Here is an 18,438-nt window from a genome sequence, read left to right on the forward strand (position 1 = left end):
ACTTTGCCACTTGTCTCATGGCGCGGGCGCTGTTTCTCTTCGCGGTTTAATTTTTATGAAATACTGGTCCAAGTTCTTCATCCCGACGCTCAAGGAAAGCCCCGCCGACGCTGAAATCCCCTCGCACAAACTGCTCGTGCGCGCGGGCATCGTGCGCAAATTGGGCGGCGGCCTTTACACCTACATGCCGTTCGGGCTGCGGGCCATTCACAAGATCACGCAAATCTGCCGCGAGGAAATCGACCGTGGCGGCGGCATTGAGCTTTGGATGCCCCATGTGCATCCCGCCGAGAGCTGGACAAACGGCCCGCGTTGGGCGGCGGCGCGCGAAATCATGTTCCGCGCCGACAGCGCGAGCGCCACACTGGGCGCGGCCAAGGAGCCGGAGTTTGTGCTCGGGCCCACGCACGAGGAAATCATCACGCCTATCGTCAAGGCCGAGATCACAAGCTATCGCGACCTGCCGAAAAACTTTTATCAAATCGCCACGAAATTCCGCAACGAGATCCGTCCCCGCTACGGGCTCATGCGCGCGCGAGAGTTCATCATGATGGACGCGTATTCGTTTGATGCGAACGACGAAAGTGCGACCACGAGCTACATGGCAATGAAGGCCGCCTACGAGGCGTTTTTCCGCAGGCTCGGCGTGCAGGCGATTGCCGTCGAGGCCGACACGGGCGTGATGGGCGGCAGTTTTTCGCACGAGTTCATGGTGCCCGCCGAGGTGGGCGACGACGACATCATTTACTGCGAGGAAAGCGGCTATGCTGCCAATCGCGAAAAAGCCACCAGCGCCATTGTGCCGAAGGACCTGGCCGAGGCCGCGCCTGTCGGAGCGGTTGAGGAATTCGCGACGCCGGGCGTGACGACCATCGCGCAGCTCGAGGCCGCGCCTTACAACGTGGCCGCCGACAAACAATTCAAGACGCTCGTTTACATCGGCGACGGAAAACCGTTCATCGTGATTTTGCGCGGCAACGACGAGCTTGAGGAGGCGAAGCTCGGCTCGCTCGGTTTTGCGTTGTGCCGCCCCGCCACGCCCGAGGAAATCGAGCCGGTGCTCGGCGCGAAACCCGGCAGTCTTGGCGCGGTCAAGGGCACGATCAAAGATCCCGGCGCGCTCGCGGGTATTTTTGCCGACCGGGCGATCCAGCTCGTCGGCAACGGAACCACGGGGGCGAACAAGGACGGTTTCCATTTGCGCAATGTCAACGTGGCGCGCGATCTCGCGATCACGAAGTTTGGCGATTTCCGCCGCGTGCGTCCGGGCGAGCCTTGCCCGGTTTCGGGCAAGCCGCTGAAGGTGCGCCGGGGCATCGAGGTCGGCCACATTTTCAAGCTCGGCACGAAGTATTCGGAAAAATACGGCGCGGTTTACACCGACGACCAAAAGCAGCAGCACCTCATGGTGATGGGCAGCTACGGCATCGGCATCAGCCGCACGATGCAGGCGATCATCGAACAGGGGCACGATGCCGACGGCATCATCTGGCCGTGGCCGGTGGCGCCGTTCCAAGTGCTCGTTTGCCTGCTTGATCCGCAAGCCGCCGATGCCGCCGAAATGGCGCGCAAGGTTGCGGAGGCCGCCGAGCAAGCGGGCGCGGATGTGCTCGTCGACGACCGCGCCGAGCGCCCGGGCGTGAAGTTCAAGGACGCCGATTTGATCGGCGTGCCGTTGCGCATAACGATCGGTGGAAAAGGCCTCAAGGAGGGCGTGATCGAAATGAAGTGGCGTCACGAAAAAGACGTTGCGAAGATTCCGGTCGCGGAAGCGCTTGAGCGTGTCTCGGCGGCGGTGAAGGCGGCAAACGACGCCGCGCCCAAGGCCTGATTCGTGACAATTCTTTTTGTTCGTTCAGATCGGAGACGCTTCTGACTGAACGAACATAATTCACGGAATGGCAACTTGAGGATGCCGCCGTTTGTCTTTTCCTCGGCATTATTGTGTTCAACTCGAAATCATCAGAAAGTTTGGCGCCGGCATGAAAGGCCGGGCATGGATCACGGACAAGCGCGTGGTTTGCAGCTTGTCGTTGCTGGCGTGCCTGCTTTGGGGCAGCGCGTATCCGGCGATCAAAACCGGTTATTCGTTGTTCTCGATCGGACCGGATGACACCGCGGGAAAATTTCTTTTCGCGGGCTACCGCTTTTTCGCGGCGGGTTTGTTTTTGATTGGATTTTGCGCGGCGACGGGGCGGAAGGCATTCGACATCGGCGCGGGTTTGTTCGGGCGGCTCGCCTTGCTCGGGGTGGGGATGACGACGTTGCAGTATATCTTTTTTTATATCGGGCTTTCCCACACGACGGGCGTGAAGGGCGCGATCATGAACGGCACGACGACGTTTTTCAGCGTGATTGCCGCGCATTTTGTCTTCAAGGCCGAGCGGTTGACCGCGCGCGTGGTGGCCGGGTGCGTGATTGGGTTTCTCGGTGTGATTTTTGTCAATTTCAGCCGCGATTTGCTTGACCTGCATTTCACGTTCACGGGCGAGGGCTTTCTGGTGATCGCCGCGCTGGTGCTGGCGGTGTCGAGCATCTACGGAAAGGTCATTTCGCAAGGGATGGACAGCGTGGTGATGACCGCGTGGCAGCTGAGCATCGGCGGCGTGTTGCTCATTGTGCTCGGTTACGCGATGGGCGGCTCGCTGACGGGGTTCACGCCGGCATCGACGGCGTTGCTTTGTTACATGGCGCTGCTTTCGTCGGCCGCGTTTGCGATCATGGCGACATTGCTGAAGCATAATCCGGTGAGCCTGTTTTCGATTTTCCAGTTCACGGTGCCAATTTTCGGCGCGGCGCTTTCAGCCATGTTTTTGGGCGAAAAATTGCTGGAGTGGAAAAACCTCGTGGCGCTGGTTTGCGTGTGCGCGGGGATTTTTCTGGTGACGTATGTGAGGGAGCCAAAAAAGAAATCCTGACACACGTCGCAATCGCGCCCGGTTCGGAAAAGTGTAACCTTTTCGGCTACACTTTTGGCGCGGATTTTTTGGACGTGTTCAATGGGCGGCGGGCGACGCGACGCGGCTTCGATTTGGTGTCACGAAAAATCGACTGCTTTTTCCACGCTGCGGGCGAAGGCGGTTTCGGGCGGGCCGTCGGGGGCGGTGATGGTGGCGGCGGCGCGTGCGGCGGGCCACCGGCTCGGCATGGCCACGGAAAAGCCCGCCCATTGGAAAAGGGGGATGTCGTTTTCGGCGTCGCCGAAGGCGATTGTTTCGTCGGCGCTGATGCCGAGGTGGGCGGCAAGCCTCGCCACGCCCGTTCCCTTGGTGACGCCGCTGGGAAGGAATTCGTAAAGGTAGGTGTGCGTGCGCACGTGGGTGGCGTCGAGCGTGGCGAGTTCGGGCATGGTTTCGATGCCGGTCATGCTGTTTTCGTCGCCCGTCCACATGACTTTCAGGAGTGGTTTTTCGAGGGCTTGGGCGTCGGTGATTTCAGTGATTTTGCCGCCGTCGAGCCCGGCGTAGGCCTCGATTTTTTCCGGGGCGTCGAGCCGGTAGATTCCATCGTCGGCATACACGGCGATGGCGTAACCAAGGGAGCGTCCGAGAGTGATGGCTTGTTGCGCGACGGACGCGGGGATGAAGACTTTTTCGAGCACTTCGCGACGGGAGATGTCGGAGACTTCGCAGCCTTGCGACGAGACCATCCAGCGGAGGCCGGAGAGCTGGGCGACGAAGGGGAGCATCGATGCGTGATGGCGTCCGGAGGCGAGCGCGATTTCGATGCCTGCGTCCTGCATGCGGGCGATGGCGTTGCGATTGGCTTCGCTGATGATGAGCGAGGGGTTGTGGATGAGCGTCCCGTCGATGTCGATTGCTGCGAGGCGAAATTTTCTTGGCATTGCGCGTCAAGTGATGCCGCAAAGTGGGAGGGCAGGACAATGTTTTAAATACTGTCGGGCCTGAAAATGGCGGCGCCGGCGGTCCGGCATTAATCTGTCACGGCTGGTCGCGCTCCATTTGGCGGCGGGCGAAGTTGACGGTGCCGGAGAGGTCGCCTTCGCTGGTGGAGAGCATCCAGAGGAGGGCTTTTTCGTGGACAACGCCTTCGCGGATGAGGCCGCGATTGGAGAACTGGCGCACTTCCCATTCCATGCGGTCGGGATAAACACGGCACACGCGGTAGGCGTTGGGCCACTCGGCGAAGGCGGGGTTTTGAATGGTGGTGATGCCGTGGTAGTTGGAAACAGTGTTGTGGTGCAGGTGGCCGTTCAGGGTGGCGACGACGTTGGGCGCGGCGGCGAGGACAGGCATGATCTTTTTGTCCATCGCCGGGCCGTCGCCGAGGTTGTAGCCGGTGGTGTCGGAGACGCCGCGTTTGAGATAAAACTGATAGTGGGAGACGACGATGGTGGGAGTGGCGGTGTCCTTGGCGAGGGTGTTGCGAAGCCAATCGGTGATGTTTGCGCGATAAGTGATCCGGTCGTCTTTATTGCCCCGGTAGGATTGAATGACGCCGCCTTTGCCGAGCCAGTTGGAGCCGTTGAGGACGATGAAACGCACGGGAGAACGGGTGAAGTCGTAGTCGGTGTTTTCGGCGCCCTTGGGAAAGAGCTCGGGGATGGTGGCGGCTATGGACTTGCGGGCGTCAACGAGAGTGTCGTGGTTGCCGAGGCAGCCGTAAACGGGGAGCCCTGCGCGACGGACGGCGCCGGCGAGCGCCTCATACTGACTGGGTCTGCCGCCGTCGGTCATGTCGCCTCCGATGATGGCGAAGGAGGCTTTTTCCTGCTTGAGCTGGCGGAGCGCGGTTTCGAGCGCGCTGGCGGCGCGGGTGTTGAGTTTGGTGTTCATCCACACGGGGCGTCCGTAGCCGAGGTGGGTGTCGGAGAAAAAGCCGAAGGCGTAGAGCGGTTTTTCGGCGGATTTGGCGGTGAGTTCGAGACGGGTGAGCGTGCCGCCGGGGCGGATGTGCGGACCGGCCACGGTGATATAGTGGCGACCCTTGGGGAGGTGGACGGGCGCAAGGGTGACGGCGGGGACGGGCGCTGGCCGGTGATGTTGGGAAGCGCGCCGGGGCGATCCTCGGTGCGGACATCCCGCCACGGGGCGTCGGCTTTCACGGCGGGGGCGGCGATGACGGTGTTGTTGGCGAGAACTGTTGCGCGGAGACCGGGGCGCAGGTCGGCGTCGGGCTCAAGCTGGAGAGTGCCGGCGAGGGTGATTTCGTCCTTGGCGTCGATGGCGAAAACGAGGATGCCCTCGGCGGGAATGGCCACGGCGGTATCATTGGGGAGTGTGGTTTGGGCGAGGGCGGTGTCGGGGACGAGCGCGGCGTTGCGCGCATCAAGCGTGACGGCGTCGCCGGGCTTGATTGCGGTGACGCGGCGGCTGGCGGTCTTGTGCATGGCGGTCTCGACTTCCGGCCAGGCTTGGGCGGGCGAGGCGGTGCTGGAACCGGAGGTGAGCCTGACGTCGTCAATCCAGCATGTGCCATGTGTGCGGATGATGAGGCGCACGTCACGCTCACCGCGGCCGAGGTCGCCGGGGTAGATTTTTCCCCTGAGTTTGCTCCATTGGCCGTTTTTGATTGTGCCGATGGCGCTGACGGCGGTGTAGCGGCCGGATTTGCCGGGGTCGGCGGCGGAGATGTAGGCGGAAATCTTGGAGCCGCGCTCGCCATAAACCCAGAGCGAGAACTCGCAGCCGTCGGGGAAGTTCATGAGGCCGTCGAGGTTGAAAAAGGCGGTGCCCCAAGTCGTCTTGTCTTTCTTGGTGACGCGCAGGGAGGCGTTTCCGGAACGAGCCCGGGTGGTGTCGATCTCGACGCTGGATTGGAAGCTTTTGATTTCGGGCGGAACGCCTTTTTCGAAATCGGCATTGACGATGATGCCGGCCTGGGCGGCGGTGGAAAAAATGAAAGCCAGAAGGGCGAGGGCCGGAAGAATGCGGAAGGCGAGGAGCGATTTTTTCATGGATGTTATGGGCGGGATTAAAGTTGGGTTTGGCATCGTTTGCAAAAAAGCAGGCGCGCGGTTCAGGCACCGGGGATTCGCCAGAGTCCGCCGTTGCCGTTGCAAAATAAAAACAGGGTGTTGCCGTAAAAATCGAGCCCCTCCGGCTCGAGCGGACAGCTGTCGTTGATGTCTATTATTTTTTCGGTCTTTTTGGTTTTCAGGTTGATGATGTGGATCTCCCTGCTCTTGTGCTCGTCCGATCCTTCGGCGGCGGCGCGATTGCCGAACGCATGGTAGAGGTAGCCGTTGCGGATGCATGTGTCCTGGACGTAAATATTGGGGAAGGGGACTGTGAACTGGTCGAGAATGTCGGATTTTTTGAAGACGATCTTCTTTTTGCCGAGCGGGGGCAGCGGCCACTTGGTGAACAGGCCGTATAGCTTTGAGTCTTTCCTGAACGAGGCGATCGAGTAGATGACTTTGTTTTCGCGATCAACCATCCAGTTGTTGCTGCGTTCCTCGGTGCCGCCGGTTTTGATTTCCAATGTCTGGATGATGCGCGAGCCGCGCGGCGTGACGCTTTCGACGAAGCAGCGCCGGTTGCCCTCGCCGAAGCACTCGGAAACATAGAGCGCCGGGAAATAGGCGCCCTTCGGTTGCTCAATGCCGAAACTGGCGCTGTTGGCGTGGGTGGTTTCGGCCGCGCACGCGAGGTCGAACTCGATGAGCTTCTTCTTTGTTTTCAAGTTGTAGATTCGGCAGCGGCCGCCGTTGTTGAACAAGAGTGCGACCTCGTCATAGATGGCCATGCCCTGCGCGGCCTGGTTCTCGTATCTGCCCGGAAAATCGTATGTGAGGGCGGCGGTCTGGACGGTTTTGGTTTGCGCGGGGAGGTCGGCGCACAGGCAGATGAGAAGAATCGAAAGGAGACTGCGGATGCGGTGGAGGCTCATGGAAAACGTGGCAGGGTGTTTTGATATTTTGCAGGGCGGGGAAGGGCGGCCGGCGGGACTCGAAAACTACGCTCCAAGTGATGTCGCAAGAAAGGGCGTCAGGACAATGTTAAATCTTTTTCGGAAGCGCGTTTTGTGGGTGCGCTCACTTGGGTGCGTTCATTTGATTGCAACTTTCCCCCGCTTTTTTCCGTCTGCAGTTTCAACACATACCGACTTTCCCATGAGCAACATTTTTACCTTCCTCTGTGGTTTGAGAAAATCGGCAATCCGCATCATTGTCGCCATCGTCATTTCCCTTTGGTTGACCGGATGTGCCTCGGATGGTCTCAGGTCATACAAACGGGGTAAATATTATCAGTCATGCGAGGAGGCTGCTAAAAAACTCAGCAAAAAACCCGACAATGCCAACGCGCAAACCGCTCTCGCGGGCGCCTATCCGCTTGCCCGGGCAAACACACAACGGCTGATCGACAGCCTGAACGTCTCAAGCGATCTTGATAGCTATGAAAACGTCATCATGACCTGTGATCGCATGAATGGAATCGCCGACAGCATACTCCGTTGCCCGGCCGCGCTTGCGCTTGTTCCGGCTCCGTCCGATTACACCGACCCTCGTAATGCCGCAGCCGCCATTTTCGTGCGCAGGGCTTACCGCGCCGGGGTGCGGGCGTCGGCGGTCGGGACGCTCGAGAAGTCTCGCGAGGCGTTTAATTATTTCACGCGCGTTGTCCGTTACTCCCCCGATTATCGCAGGGTTCGGGTTCGCCTTGAGCAGGCGCGTTACGACGCCACGATGCGCGTCGTCGTCACTCGCCCTCAGTCCTCATACCCAAGCATCGATGGCGCCAATTATTTCTACGACAGGCTTCTCTACCAGCTGCCGAATGCGAATCCTGTTCGTTATTATACGCCCGAAGAAGCCGTGCGGGAAAATATACCTTATCCACACCGAATCGTTGAACTTGATTATATTGCACACGCGGACACCAGGGGACGCGAAAGTGTCAACACCACCGATCTTGTTCGCAATGTCGCCATTGGCACCACCACCGCGAAGGACGGCTCCAAGCAAACGATCCTTGGTGATGTGAAGGCCCGATACACAAAGACCCGTGTTGAAATGCACTCCGAGGGCAAGGTGGAGTTGCGCATTATTGATGCCTTGAGCGGACGTGTCATATACCAGAATGCCATTTTCAAAAACCATACGTGGGTTTCGGAGACGGCCTCGTTCAACGGAGATGCGCGAGCTCTCGATTCCAAGCAGCTTGCCTTGACAAAAAAGCGCCCGGAGAGACGGCCGTCCACGGATGATATGTATGAGACGATTGCCGATTTATTGAGCAAGAGCGTCGCGTTTGACATCTCCTGGGAGGTGGACCGATGAATGGTGCGGCGGCACCGCGTTGCATTTATGAGGATGCCTGTCGACTACTCGCGCACGATCCAGTCGAGAGTGGCTTTGCCGCCGGGGGATTGGGCGAGGCTTTGATAAAGCGTGTCGAGCATGGGCGCGAGTGTTTGGTCGATTTGCCACGGCGGGTTTATGACTGCCATGCCGCAACCGCGCATTTTTAATGACGACGTTTCGCCAGCGATCGTGAGCTCGGCGGCAAAGGTCGGCGGCGGGCCGAGCATGGCGAGCCGGTTCAAAAAATCGTCCGCGCGGGCGCGCTCGGTGAGCGGATACCAAACGGCGAAGGTCGCCGCGGGCATGCGGCGCAGGCCTTCGCGAAGGGCTCGGGTGATTGCCTCGTATTCGTCCTGCGCCTCAAAAGGCGGGTCGATCAGGACGAGCGTGCGTTTTTCGGGCGGGGGAAGCATGGCGCGGATGGCCGTGTAGCCGTCGATTTCGTGCACGGAGACGCGGGGCTCCCTTTGAAATTTGCCGCGCAGGGATGCAAACTCGTCGGGATGTTTTTCGCAGAGCGCCATGCGATCCTGCGGACGCATCAGGGCGCGAACGAGCGAGGGCGAGCCGGGATAAATACGAAGGACGTCCGGTTCGAGATTTCCACAGCGGCGGTCGAAGGCGCGGACGAGTTGGATGTATTCGCGAAGCGGATCGGTTTCCTGTGTGGCGTCGACGGACGGGTTGTTTTGCGCGTCGGTTTTTTCGCCGAGCAGGCGTCCGATGCCGTCGGGGTGTTCGGGTTTGCGTTCGAGGGTGTCGCCGTGGTCGGCGGCGGCGAGGTCATACGCGCCGCGCCCGGCGTGCGTGTCGAGGTAGAGGAATCCCTTTTCCTTTCGCTGCATGCCGCGCACGAGCTGCACGAGCACGGCGTGCTTCATGACATCGGCAAAATTGCCCGCGTGGTAATGATGCCTGTAATTCAATTTCGATGCGGTTCAGGCGACCGGAATTTTGACCACGATTTTGCGGATGAGCGCGGGTTCCTTGACGGCGATGCAGGGCATGTGGCCGTCGACCGGATCGAGCACGGTGACTTCGCCGGCGCGCAGGCGGACGGGCGAGGATTCGTCATACATTTCGTAAATGATGGCGTCCTGCGCGGGAGTGCGGTTTTCCTTTACCTTGAGGTTGGCGACGTCGGTGACCTCGACAATTTCCTCCCCGGAAATGATCGCCTGCACATCGACATAGGCGAGGTGTGATTCGAAGAAACCGGTCTCGCGCGGCGCCTTGCTCAGGTAGACTTGGGGGAGCGCGAAGGCCCCGTTGCCGAGCTCCACGCGGTCGCTGTCGCCGGCGGCTAGACTGTGGATGAGTTTGTGCGCGTCGGTGCCGGGCTTGAGGCAGTCGTCGATGTAGTCGAACGCGGTCTTGTAGTTTTCGTTTCGGCCCGTGGTTTGGGCGCGGACGGTTTTTAGGGAGCCAAAAATTGCCATGCCCGAAGTTTCGTGTTTCGTCGGGTTGTTGGGCAATGTTATTTATGCGGTGGACGCGGGGAGCCAGTGGAACGTGACGCGTTTTTTCGTTCTCCCCATTCGCACGGAATTCGCGCAAGATGGGCGCCATCATGAAAGTCTCACACAAGCGCATATTGATCGGGGCGTGCGTCGGGTTGCTGTTGATTGTCGGCGGGCTGGTGTTCAGGAGCCTGCTCGATGCGGACAAGCGTCTCGACAGCGCGTGGACGGGCTTCATCGCGAGCATCGAATCGCTCGACGCGGGCTCGACCGCAGACTATCTGGCCGACGACTATTCCGACTCGTGGGGATACACGCAACAAACGCTGTCGGTGGATTTGCGGCGCATGATGGCTTCGTTTGAAAAACTCGAACTCGCGCTGCACGATGTCTCGGTCATGCGCACCGGGCAGGAGGCGGAGGTTTCGGTGCGGGTGAAAATGACCGCGAGCGGCCACGGTTACGTGAGCGATGCCACGCGGCAGGTCAATGGATTGACTGAACCGTTTGTGCTTCGCTGGAAACAAGGCGATTCGTTTCCGTGGTCGTGGCACATCGTGCGAATCGAGCAGGCGGAGTTCGATACGAAACGCTACGGCGCAAGACGGCAAAGGTCGTTTTCGTGGCCGTTTTAAACATCCCGTTTCAGTCGCTCACTCGCAATTTGGGCGGGCGATGATGCCGGGGTAGGGTTCGTCGGAAAAGGGGCGCGTTGGCTCGGCGAGGAGGTGACGGTCGCATGCTTCGAAGAGCGCGGCGGCGGTTGTGGCGCGGCGCATGTCGCGCAGGAACGCGCCTTCGGGATCGACGGACTGGCCGATGAAATTGAGAAATTTTTTCATGCGTCCAATATGCGCGGCTTCGGGAATGGGGGCGTCGGTCGTGGCGTCGCGTTGCGTGGCTTCGCAGAGGCGCTGGATGTAGTCGCGCACGTCGGCGAGCGTGACCGGCGCGACGGGTTTGCCCGCGAAGCGTTCGCGGCATTGGCGAAAAATCCACGGGTTGCGGATGGCGTGGCGGCCGATCATCACGCCGGCGGCGCGGGTTTCGCCGAGCACGGAGACGGCTTTTGCGGCGGAGGTGATGTTGCCGTTGGCGAGCACGGGGCAGCGCACGCGGGCGACGGCGCGCGCGATTTCGTCGTAATGCACATCGCCGCGGTAGAGTTCGCGCACGGTGCGCCCGTGCACGCTGAGCAGGTCCACGCGGTGCTCGTTGACGAGGTCGAGGATTTGCTCGTAGTGGCGGGTGTCCTCAAAGCCGATGCGCATTTTCACCGTGAGGAGGCCGGGGATTTGCGCGCGGAGGGCGGCGAGGATTTCGGCGATTTTGGCCGGTTCGCGCAACAGCCCGCCGCCCACGTTTTTCTTGTAAACCTTGGGCGCGGGGCAGCCGAGGTTGAGGTCGATGCCGGCGACGGGATGGCGCAGGAGCTCGGCGACGGCGCGCGTGAGGTGATGGATGTTTTCGCCGATGAGCTGGGCGAACACGGGGCGGCCGGTGGTGTTTTCGTCGATGGAGCGCAGGATGTGTTTTTCGAGGCGCGATTGCGCGTGGACGCGAAAAAACTCGGTGACAAAGTAGTCGGGAGCGCCGTAGCGCGCGATGACGCGCATGAAGGCGAGGTCGGTGACGTCCTGCATCGGCGCGAGCGCCGTGAGCGGCTGGCCGGCGTCGGCGGGATTTGTTTTCAGCGATGTGATGGCGGATGTCACGCGGCCTGTTACTGGGTTTCTATTGTTCAAAGTCCAAAACAAAAATTTCAAAAATCTATTTTAAGCGCCGCACGCGGGAACGACGGCGGGCGGATTTTTTTATTTTGCATTTAGTTCTTCCTTAATGGAGGCGGCGCGCCCAGCGTGCGTCCCTCTCCATTCATGCAACTCCCCAAAATTATCCAAGGCGGCATGGGTGTCGCCATTTCCAATTGGCGGCTCGCCCGCGCTGTCGCCGAGATGGGACACCTGGGCGTTGTCTCAGGCACGGCCATCGACACGGTCCACGCCCGCATCCTTCAGGATGGCGACGAGGGCGGGCTTCTTCGCAATGTTTACAAAACGTTTCCGTTTCCCGACGTGGTGCAGCGCGTTCTTGACCGGTGGTTTTCGCCGGGGGGCAAGGAGGAGGGCGCACCGTATAAAAATATCCCGCTCGCCAGCGACAAGCCCAACAAGGCGCTTTTCGACCTCACGATCCTGTCCAGTTACGCCGAGGTCGCGCTGGCCCGCGCCAGCAACATCAAGGCCCGCATCGGCATCAATCTCCTCGACAAAGTGCGCATGCCGCAACTGCCCTCGCTTTACGGGGCGATGCTGGCGGGTGTCGATTACGTGCTCATGGGCGCGGGCATTCCCCGGCATGTGCCCGGCGTGCTCGACAGGTTTGCCGACGGGTTGTCCGCCACGGTGAAGTATGAGGTCGCGGGCGAGGCCGACTCGGAGCTCACGTTTGATCCCGCCTGCATCGCGGACGGCTTCGCGCGCAAACTCGCGCGCCCGAAATTTCTCGCGATCATCAGCTCGGCGACACTCGCGCTTTCGCTCGCAAAAAAATCCAGCGGCAGGGTGGACGGTTTTGTCGTGGAGACTTCCATCGCGGGCGGGCACAACGCGCCGCCGCGCGGCTTGCTCCAGCTCGACGCGTCCGGCCAGCCCGTTTACGGGCCGCGCGACGAACCCGAATTGGGCAAAATCGCCGCCCTCGGCCTTCCGTTCTGGATGGCGGGCGGATTCGCCACTCCCGAGGGTCTCGCCTCGGCCACGGCCTCCGGGGCCGCCGGAATACAGGTCGGCACGCCTTTCGCCTTTTGCAACGAATCGGGCATGATCGCCTCGTTGAAAAGCAGCATCATCATCCGTGCGCGGGAAAAACTCGCGCGCGTGTTCACCGACCCGCGCGCCTCGCCCACCGGCTTCCCCTTCAAAATCGTGGAGGCGGAGGGCACGCTTTCGGACGAGGCGCTCTACGGGCAACGCGAACGCGTGTGCGACATCGGCCTCCTGCGCACTGCCCACCGTAAGCCGGATGGCGGCATCGGTTTCCGTTGCGCCGCCGAATCCATCGCGGCGTATGTCGCAAAGGGCGGCGCGCTCGCGGAGACGTGCAAGCGCATGTGTTTGTGCAACGGACTGCTGGCCTCGGCCGGGCTGGGGCAAAACCGCGGCGGCCTTGTCGAGACGATGGTTGCGACGGCGGGCGATTCGCTGGCCGACATCGTGCGCTACATCAAGGAAGGCGCCGACAGCTACAGCGCGCGCGATGTGATTGAGGCCATTCTCGGTCCGCTCGCGCCCGAGTGCGGCGCGGCGTGAGGATTGCGCACCCGGGAACGCGGGCATCCTGCCCGCAAGACGGCGCGACGCGGCGCACAAACATCCAAACCTGCGGGCAAGATGCCCGCGTTCCCGGGAATTAAGCGCACACGCACGGCAGCAGCGCGGCGTCCTGCATGCCGTGGATTATTTTTTTGTCGGGAGGGCAAAATGTCGCCAGCGCGCCGCCGAGTTGGGGTTTGCCGTTGACGATAAAATAATAGGGGCAGAGGCGGAGGCGTCCGTCGGTTTCCTGAGGCTGGTGGTCGCGGTCGTAGAGTGTGTGACGGACGCGTTTTGGTTTTTTGTATTCCTGCAAAATGTGGAGGTTTCGCGGCGCGTCGGCGATGGCGATGTCGATGCCGTCCTGCCATTCCTCGCGCGAACAATCGCTGCCGAGCACGACGCTGCGCGCGCCCCAGGCGGTTTCGTGGTAGCCGGAAATTTTAATAATGAGGTCTCGTTCCTTTTGCGAGGCGGCTGCGAGCTGGCGCCAGTCGGAAAGCGCGCGGTTGGCGACGCGGGGGCCGTCGAGCACGGCGCCGGGCGGAAGCGGGGCGGGATCGATGATCCAGCTGGCGGGGATGAGTTGCTTGAGGAGTTTGTGCGCGCGCGAGCTGAGCGCCTCGCTCCAATAGTCGGCGAGGAGGTGATGGTGGAAGAGCGCGAGGCCGAGTTTTTCCTCCTGAAAATGGCGCATGGGCGGCGTGATGGCGACCTCGCCTGCCTGCCACGATTCGATGATGTAGGGCGCGGAGCGGATGTTTTCCAGATCGAAGAGTTCGAAGAAGCGGTAGATGATGTCGATTTTTTCAGGGTCGCCCTCGATGTCGAAACAGAGCGTGTTGCCGAGTGGAAAAACATCGTCGGGATCGAGGCAGAAAACGCGCTTGCCGAGGCGCTGGAGTTGCTCGGCGAGCCAGCGCATTTCGGGGCGGTAGGTGGCGGCTTCGTCGCTGACCACGAGCGCGATGAGCGGGTTGCGAAGATCGGGGCGCAGCGCGGCGAGCGAGTCGTGGAAAACACGGAGCATGGCGTCGTTCGCGCCGAGTGTGAGATCGGACGCGTAGAGGCGGTTGAGGAACGCGGTCAGGCCGATGCCGCCTGGAACGGAGTCGAGTTCGGTGAGCGCGAAACCGTCGTCGGTGAGTAGCAGGTCGGGGCGGAGGACGTTGGGAAACGCGCCGCGGTTTTTCTTGTCGCGCGTGTGGGCAATGACGGCGGCGGGTTTGCCGCGGTCAAGATAATCGGCGACCCACGGGGCGACGAGGGGTTTGTTGCGGAGGAGGTTTTTGCCCGCGACGGAGCGGAGGTAGAGGGTTTCGAGCGCCTGGTGGAATTCGAGGCAGGCGTCGCCGATGTCGTTGAGCTGGGCGAGTTGCGCGGGCGTGAGCGGCCACGCGGACGGCGAGAGCCGCCAGGTCTTGTCTTCGAAGAGCGGCTGGGCGCGCAGTGCGTCGCGGATGGTTTCGTATGGGAGGGCGGAGGCGGACATTGGTGATGCGTGGAATTAACCAGCGCAAAAAACGCGAAGTGGCAACAACGGCCTTTTCGCATGCGCGCGTGTCGCCTTGAGAGCCGCCTTGTTTCCCCAATTTTTACCGCGGCAGCGTCAGGTCGAAGGGGGCGGTTGTCGGCGAGTTGTCGGCGCGCAGGAGTTGTTGCGCCAGCGGATTGTTTTCGTGCTCGATGATTGTGTCCGCCCTTTCGATCAGCGCGCTTTGAAACGGCAGCAGCATGTCGAGCCGCCGCGCCTTGGCCCATGCCGCGCTCAGGCACAACACCACGTTGCGCGGCCAGCCCACCACGGCGTCAAATTCATCGAGAAACCGCTGCGCGGCGATATCCGGCACTTCTATGAAAACCTGTTCGAGTCGCGGATTGGCATCCTTGGTCGCCCGAAGCGCGGCGGGCAGGCGCGCCAGTTCCGGGCAGCATTGGCACGGCAGAAAAAGCCGGCGCAAAATCAATCCCGGAAATGCGGCCGAGAGGGTTTCCGCGCGCGTGCGTCCCGCCTCGGCAAGCAGCACGGCCACCGTTCCCTCGGGTGTGTGCGAGGTCGCCACGGTCCGGCGCAAGTGTTCGAGAATATGACGGGTTTTTCCCGAGTCGCGCGGTCCGGACACAAACGTGCACAACGGACCGGGATGCGCCGGCGGGGTGGAATGCTCCAAGGGTATGCTGGATAAGTGAGGCATGGGGTGGAGGGGGACTAGTGTGAATGAAAACAAAGGGCGGCCCTGTTGCCAACCCTTTTGCGCAAACACAACCAGATGGACGCACGTCCTGCCAAAAGATTCAAATTTTTAGTGTGCACACGGATATGAAAGTAATGTGCGATATGCTTAAGGGGTGGAATCAGCGCGATTCGTCGTAAAAAAATTAAAAAACTGACTTGCGCTTTTTTTCGAAATTACGCACCCATGTGAATCTTTGTGCTCCCTAGCGTCCCCCATTTTCGGATGGATGAACTCTTGGCTGCGCAAAATCCAACCAAGCCAAACAAGCCAAATGAAGACCAAGAATGACTCCCAAGTCGGGGGCGCATGTGCGCACTCGCGTAAATTGTTAATTGCCGGAGCCGCCATGCTCCTTTCAACGACGCTGGCTTTTGGCCAGGCGACAAAGCCAGCAAATGAAACCGACGACAAGAAAAGCGATACGGTGCATCTTGAAAAATATGAGGTGACAGGTTCGCGCATCAAACGTTTGGACACAGAAACAGTCAGTCCTGTTGTTGTAATGACTGCAGAGAGCATAGAGGCTAAAGGTTTTCCCACGTTTGCGGATGCTATTCGCTCAATGTCGTTTAATAGTGGACAGGCGCTTACCCCCATTGACGCAGGCACCAGTTTTACCCCCGGCATCAGCACATTCAACCTTCGTGGTCTCGGCAACAACAGTTCGCTTATTCTCCTGAATGGGCGTCGAGCTGCTGCTTATGGTGCTCCAGGGTTCAACGGATTTCAATCCATGTTCGACCTTAATAGCACGCCTGACGCGGCAATTGAGTCCGTTGAACTCCTTAAAGACGGTGGATCCGCCATTTATGGCTCCGATGCTGTTGCCGGTGTGCTGAATATTAAACTCCGCAAGGATTATCAGGGCACTCAAGCCGCCGTTTCCTACGCCGACTACTTTAACACTTCAGCTTCTGTCAAAATGGCCTCAATTCTTGCTGGTGCCACATCAGGCAAAGCCAGCGTGTTGGTTGCCGCCAACTGGCGTGAACAAGGTGGTATCCAAGCCAGAGATCTTTATTATACGCGCAATGCGGACAACACTGCCGTCGCCCATAAAGCCAAGCCCTATTATGCGATTACGGGCCCCGGCGATATTAGTGGCATTCTTAATACTTATGGGTTTACGAATCCGATTGACGACGAATGGTTCGACAACCGCTCTGGCACTGGATATCCCGGTTATGTTAAAGTGGGCGGCGCTACATATACATTCGCGGAACCGACAACTGCCCCGACGACTGGTGATGCAGTGAACGGTCAGCATCTATATAATTATCAGGAAGACACAAACTTCCTTGATGAACGGCGCACGTATTCCTTCTACACACGCGGGCAATATAATTATTCAGAATACTTGGTTGCTGCGCTCGAAGTGAGTCTTGTGCACAATGAGTCCAAGAGCAATTCCGCTGCGGCTCCCGCTTCTCTCGCCGCGGAATTTGGAGATGGTGCCAATGGTCGGATGATAATCCCCGCACATAATCCGTATAATCCGTGGGGTGTTGATCTTTCCGAGGGTGCCCGCCGTCTGGTTGAAACCAATGGCCGCTATAATGATGTGAGTTCTGACTCGCCGCGCATTCTCTTTACCCTTGGCGGCAAACTTCCCGAGTTCAGTATTTTTCAGGACTGGAACTGGGAAGTTGGCGTGCTCTATAGTCGTAGCAGTGTTACCAACACCAACCCGGGAACCGTTCCCGATTACAAACTACAGCAGGCACTCAATGGGCTTGTGTCTGATGGCAAGGGCGGATTGACCTATGATCCTAGAGCGGCATTAAATAACCGTGTATATTTCAACTGGTTTGGTGTGAATGATGCCGCCATGGGGGATTTTCTCTCAGTAACGAACCCCATTGATTACAAGAACCAGCTCACCAGTTATGATTTTCGTGCGGATGGACCTATTGCCCATCTGCCTGCCGGTGATATCGGTCTTTCCATCGGTGCCGAGCACTATGTCCAAAAGCAGAGTGTCAGTCAAACCGACCTTAATGAAACAGGCAATGTTGTCGGTGGCGCCCATGGTATGGGGTGGCAAGGTTCTCGCACAGTGAATGCTGTCTATGCAGAAATTGCCGTGCCGATTACAAAATGGTTGGAGGCTCAAGTTGCCGGTCGGTATGAAACATACAGCGATGATGGGTTCCAAGAGCGTGTTCGCCCTAAAGTGGGCATCAAAATTCGCCCGCTGGACTGGCTTCTCCTTCGTGCATCCTATGCGCAATCTTACAAGGCGCCTGACCTCGCCTATTTGTATGCCTCCCAGACGGTAACTTTCACATCTTCAATGTATGCTGATCCCGGTTATCTCACTGATCCCAAAAAGCAACTTGAAGTCCATGTCGTTGGTGACCGCAATCTCAAGCCCGAGACAACTGACACCTACTATGTTGGTATTGCCGTCGAACCGCAACGCGGTAAACTTAAGGGCTTTACAGCATCCGTCGATTTCTTCCGTTATCAACAAAAGAACCTGCTCTCGCAGTTCACTTCTTTCTATAGCTACAACAGCATCATGACCTACGCGCTGCAGGGCCTTGATCCATTTGTGAGCATGGTTATTCGCGCTGACCCGCTTCCCGGTGACACCGGCCCCGGACAGTTGCTCTATATTGAGAACCCTTATACCAATATCTCGGATCGTCACCAAGTTGGGTATGATTTCGAGGCATCATATAGATGGCATACTGACAAGTGGGGCGACTATCGTGTCTCTGCTCAAGGCACCTATACCCACAGCGATAAAATCAATGGAAACAGTGCCCTTGGCAACGCAATCTCCCGTCGCTTTAATGGTAATGTTGGCCTCAGCTGGAAACGTCGTGATTGGTCTGCGAATGTAAACTGTTTCTACATTCGCGGTGCCAAGGATAACATGACGCTCGCCAACTTTGGTGGTGATTATGGTATTTTCTATATTGGATATAAGATCAAGGATCAGTATATCTTTAACGGACAAATCACCTACAGTGGCTTCTGGCGCACCAATATCACACTTGGTGTGACCAATATCTTCAACCAGCGTCCGCCTGTTGATCCGACTGGCAGCGGTGGCGCGATGGCTGACGGTGTCAACTGGACGCTTCCCGCCATGTGGACATTGAAAATCTCCAAGTCCTTCTGAGATTAAAAAACCATAATAATACCAAAAAACC

At 59.2% G+C, this 18,438-nt stretch carries 15 protein-coding genes; 6 read left to right on the top strand and 9 right to left on the bottom strand.

The features are described from left to right. The first annotated feature begins 55 nt into the window (after positions 1-55). Entirely contained in the window at positions 56-1,831 is a 1,776-nt protein-coding gene (locus tag CKA38_RS11890; protein WP_108825670.1) for a proline--tRNA ligase, read from the top strand. Positions 1,832-1,982: 151 nt separating this feature from the next. Then, positions 1,983-2,918: a DMT family transporter gene (locus CKA38_RS11895; RefSeq protein ID WP_108826567.1), complete on the top strand. Its 936-nt coding sequence runs from the start codon at positions 1,983-1,985 to the stop codon at positions 2,916-2,918. A 119-nt stretch (positions 2,919-3,037) separates the two neighbouring features. On the opposite strand, the gene CKA38_RS11900 is transcribed toward CKA38_RS11895, so the two are convergent. The 4 genes from CKA38_RS11900 to CKA38_RS15770 all read right to left on the bottom strand — a co-directional run bounded on the left by CKA38_RS11900 (position 3,038) and on the right by CKA38_RS15770 (position 6,852). Then, a complete protein-coding gene (locus CKA38_RS11900; protein ID WP_108825671.1) occupies positions 3,038-3,844 on the bottom strand; it encodes a Cof-type HAD-IIB family hydrolase in 807 nt (268 codons plus the stop codon). A gap of 97 nt (positions 3,845-3,941) precedes the next feature. Then, positions 3,942-4,796, bottom strand: coding sequence for a metallophosphoesterase family protein (locus CKA38_RS16495; RefSeq protein WP_236919284.1), 855 nt, complete (start codon positions 4,794-4,796; stop codon positions 3,942-3,944). Then, positions 4,793-5,917 (bottom strand): carbohydrate binding domain-containing protein, encoded by a 1,125-nt coding sequence (locus CKA38_RS11910; protein WP_161554876.1) that lies wholly within the window; start codon positions 5,915-5,917, stop codon positions 4,793-4,795. Before CKA38_RS11910 ends, CKA38_RS16495 begins: the two co-directional genes overlap by 4 nt. A 62-nt stretch (positions 5,918-5,979) precedes the next feature. Continuing rightward, the gene (locus CKA38_RS15770) at positions 5,980-6,852 is read right to left on the bottom strand and encodes an amidinotransferase domain-containing protein (RefSeq protein ID WP_161554877.1); all 873 of its coding nucleotides are present in this window, start codon (positions 6,850-6,852) and stop codon (positions 5,980-5,982) included. A gap of 223 nt (positions 6,853-7,075) precedes the next feature. Between CKA38_RS15770 and CKA38_RS11915 the strand changes: the two genes are divergently transcribed. Beyond that, on the top strand, positions 7,076-8,242 hold the full coding sequence (locus tag CKA38_RS11915) for a hypothetical protein (protein WP_108825674.1): 1,167 nt from the start codon (positions 7,076-7,078) through the stop codon (positions 8,240-8,242). 44 nt (positions 8,243-8,286) lie between these two features. On the opposite strand, the gene CKA38_RS11920 is transcribed toward CKA38_RS11915, so the two are convergent. Together CKA38_RS11920 and CKA38_RS11925 are read right to left on the bottom strand one after the other, a co-directional pair. After that, positions 8,287-9,147 (bottom strand): 23S rRNA (adenine(2030)-N(6))-methyltransferase RlmJ, encoded by an 861-nt coding sequence (locus CKA38_RS11920; RefSeq protein WP_236919022.1) that lies wholly within the window; start codon positions 9,145-9,147, stop codon positions 8,287-8,289. 57 nt (positions 9,148-9,204) lie between these two features. Then, positions 9,205-9,705: a NanQ anomerase/TabA/YiaL family protein gene (locus tag CKA38_RS11925; RefSeq protein ID WP_108825676.1), complete on the bottom strand. Its 501-nt coding sequence runs from the start codon at positions 9,703-9,705 to the stop codon at positions 9,205-9,207. A 131-nt stretch (positions 9,706-9,836) separates the two neighbouring features. On the opposite strand from CKA38_RS11925, the gene CKA38_RS11930 reads away from it, so the two are divergent. After that, on the top strand, positions 9,837-10,361 hold the full coding sequence (locus CKA38_RS11930) for a hypothetical protein (protein ID WP_152032836.1): 525 nt from the start codon (positions 9,837-9,839) through the stop codon (positions 10,359-10,361). 18 nt (positions 10,362-10,379) lie between these two features. Here CKA38_RS11930 and CKA38_RS11935 read toward each other — a convergent pair whose 3' ends face one another. After that, positions 10,380-11,369, bottom strand: coding sequence for a tRNA dihydrouridine synthase (locus CKA38_RS11935; protein ID WP_108826568.1), 990 nt, complete (start codon positions 11,367-11,369; stop codon positions 10,380-10,382). 234 nt (positions 11,370-11,603) lie between these two features. On the opposite strand from CKA38_RS11935, the gene CKA38_RS11940 reads away from it, so the two are divergent. Next, entirely contained in the window at positions 11,604-13,037 is a 1,434-nt protein-coding gene (locus CKA38_RS11940; RefSeq protein WP_108825678.1) for a nitronate monooxygenase, read from the top strand. Positions 13,038-13,137: 100 nt separating this feature from the next. Here the strand turns inward: CKA38_RS11940 and CKA38_RS11945 are convergent, their stop codons facing one another. Both CKA38_RS11945 and CKA38_RS11950 read right to left on the bottom strand, forming a co-directional pair. Beyond that, positions 13,138-14,532, bottom strand: coding sequence for a hypothetical protein (locus CKA38_RS11945; protein ID WP_108825679.1), 1,395 nt, complete (start codon positions 14,530-14,532; stop codon positions 13,138-13,140). 103 nt (positions 14,533-14,635) lie between these two features. Then, on the bottom strand, positions 14,636-15,235 hold the full coding sequence (locus CKA38_RS11950) for a hypothetical protein (RefSeq protein WP_152032837.1): 600 nt from the start codon (positions 15,233-15,235) through the stop codon (positions 14,636-14,638). A 268-nt stretch (positions 15,236-15,503) separates the two neighbouring features. On the opposite strand from CKA38_RS11950, the gene CKA38_RS11955 reads away from it, so the two are divergent. Further along, entirely contained in the window at positions 15,504-18,407 is a 2,904-nt protein-coding gene (locus tag CKA38_RS11955; RefSeq protein WP_108825681.1) for a TonB-dependent receptor plug domain-containing protein, read from the top strand. Positions 18,408-18,438 lie beyond the last annotated feature (31 nt).

Source organism: Ereboglobus luteus (assembly GCF_003096195.1).
In the GTDB taxonomy this organism is placed as follows: Bacteria; Verrucomicrobiota; Verrucomicrobiia; order Opitutales; family Opitutaceae; genus Ereboglobus; species Ereboglobus luteus.

Excerpts from the sequence above, each read along its gene's own strand:
- CKA38_RS11900 (WP_108825671.1), bottom strand. The coding sequence starts at position 3,844 with ATGCCAAGAAAATTTCGCCTCGCAGCAATCGACATCGACGGGACGCTC.
- CKA38_RS11920 (WP_236919022.1), bottom strand. The coding sequence starts at position 9,147 with ATGAAGCACGCCGTGCTCGTGCAGCTCGTGCGCGGCATGCAGCGAAAG.
- CKA38_RS11910 (WP_161554876.1), bottom strand. The coding sequence starts at position 5,917 with ATGAAAAAATCGCTCCTCGCCTTCCGCATTCTTCCGGCCCTCGCCCTT.
- CKA38_RS11915 (WP_108825674.1), top strand. The coding sequence starts at position 7,076 with ATGAGCAACATTTTTACCTTCCTCTGTGGTTTGAGAAAATCGGCAATC.
- CKA38_RS11935 (WP_108826568.1), bottom strand. The coding sequence starts at position 11,369 with ATGCAGGACGTCACCGACCTCGCCTTCATGCGCGTCATCGCGCGCTAC.
- CKA38_RS11925 (WP_108825676.1), bottom strand. The coding sequence starts at position 9,705 with ATGGCAATTTTTGGCTCCCTAAAAACCGTCCGCGCCCAAACCACGGGC.
- CKA38_RS11945 (WP_108825679.1), bottom strand. The coding sequence starts at position 14,532 with ATGTCCGCCTCCGCCCTCCCATACGAAACCATCCGCGACGCACTGCGC.
- CKA38_RS15770 (WP_161554877.1), bottom strand. The coding sequence starts at position 6,852 with ATGAGCCTCCACCGCATCCGCAGTCTCCTTTCGATTCTTCTCATCTGC.
- CKA38_RS11895 (WP_108826567.1), top strand. The coding sequence starts at position 1,983 with ATGAAAGGCCGGGCATGGATCACGGACAAGCGCGTGGTTTGCAGCTTG.
- CKA38_RS11930 (WP_152032836.1), top strand. The coding sequence starts at position 9,837 with ATGAAAGTCTCACACAAGCGCATATTGATCGGGGCGTGCGTCGGGTTG.
- CKA38_RS11950 (WP_152032837.1), bottom strand. The coding sequence starts at position 15,235 with ATGCCTCACTTATCCAGCATACCCTTGGAGCATTCCACCCCGCCGGCG.
- CKA38_RS11955 (WP_108825681.1), top strand. The coding sequence starts at position 15,504 with ATGAACTCTTGGCTGCGCAAAATCCAACCAAGCCAAACAAGCCAAATG.
- CKA38_RS16495 (WP_236919284.1), bottom strand. The coding sequence starts at position 4,796 with ATGAACACCAAACTCAACACCCGCGCCGCCAGCGCGCTCGAAACCGCG.
- CKA38_RS11940 (WP_108825678.1), top strand. The coding sequence starts at position 11,604 with ATGCAACTCCCCAAAATTATCCAAGGCGGCATGGGTGTCGCCATTTCC.
- CKA38_RS11890 (WP_108825670.1), top strand. The coding sequence starts at position 56 with ATGAAATACTGGTCCAAGTTCTTCATCCCGACGCTCAAGGAAAGCCCC.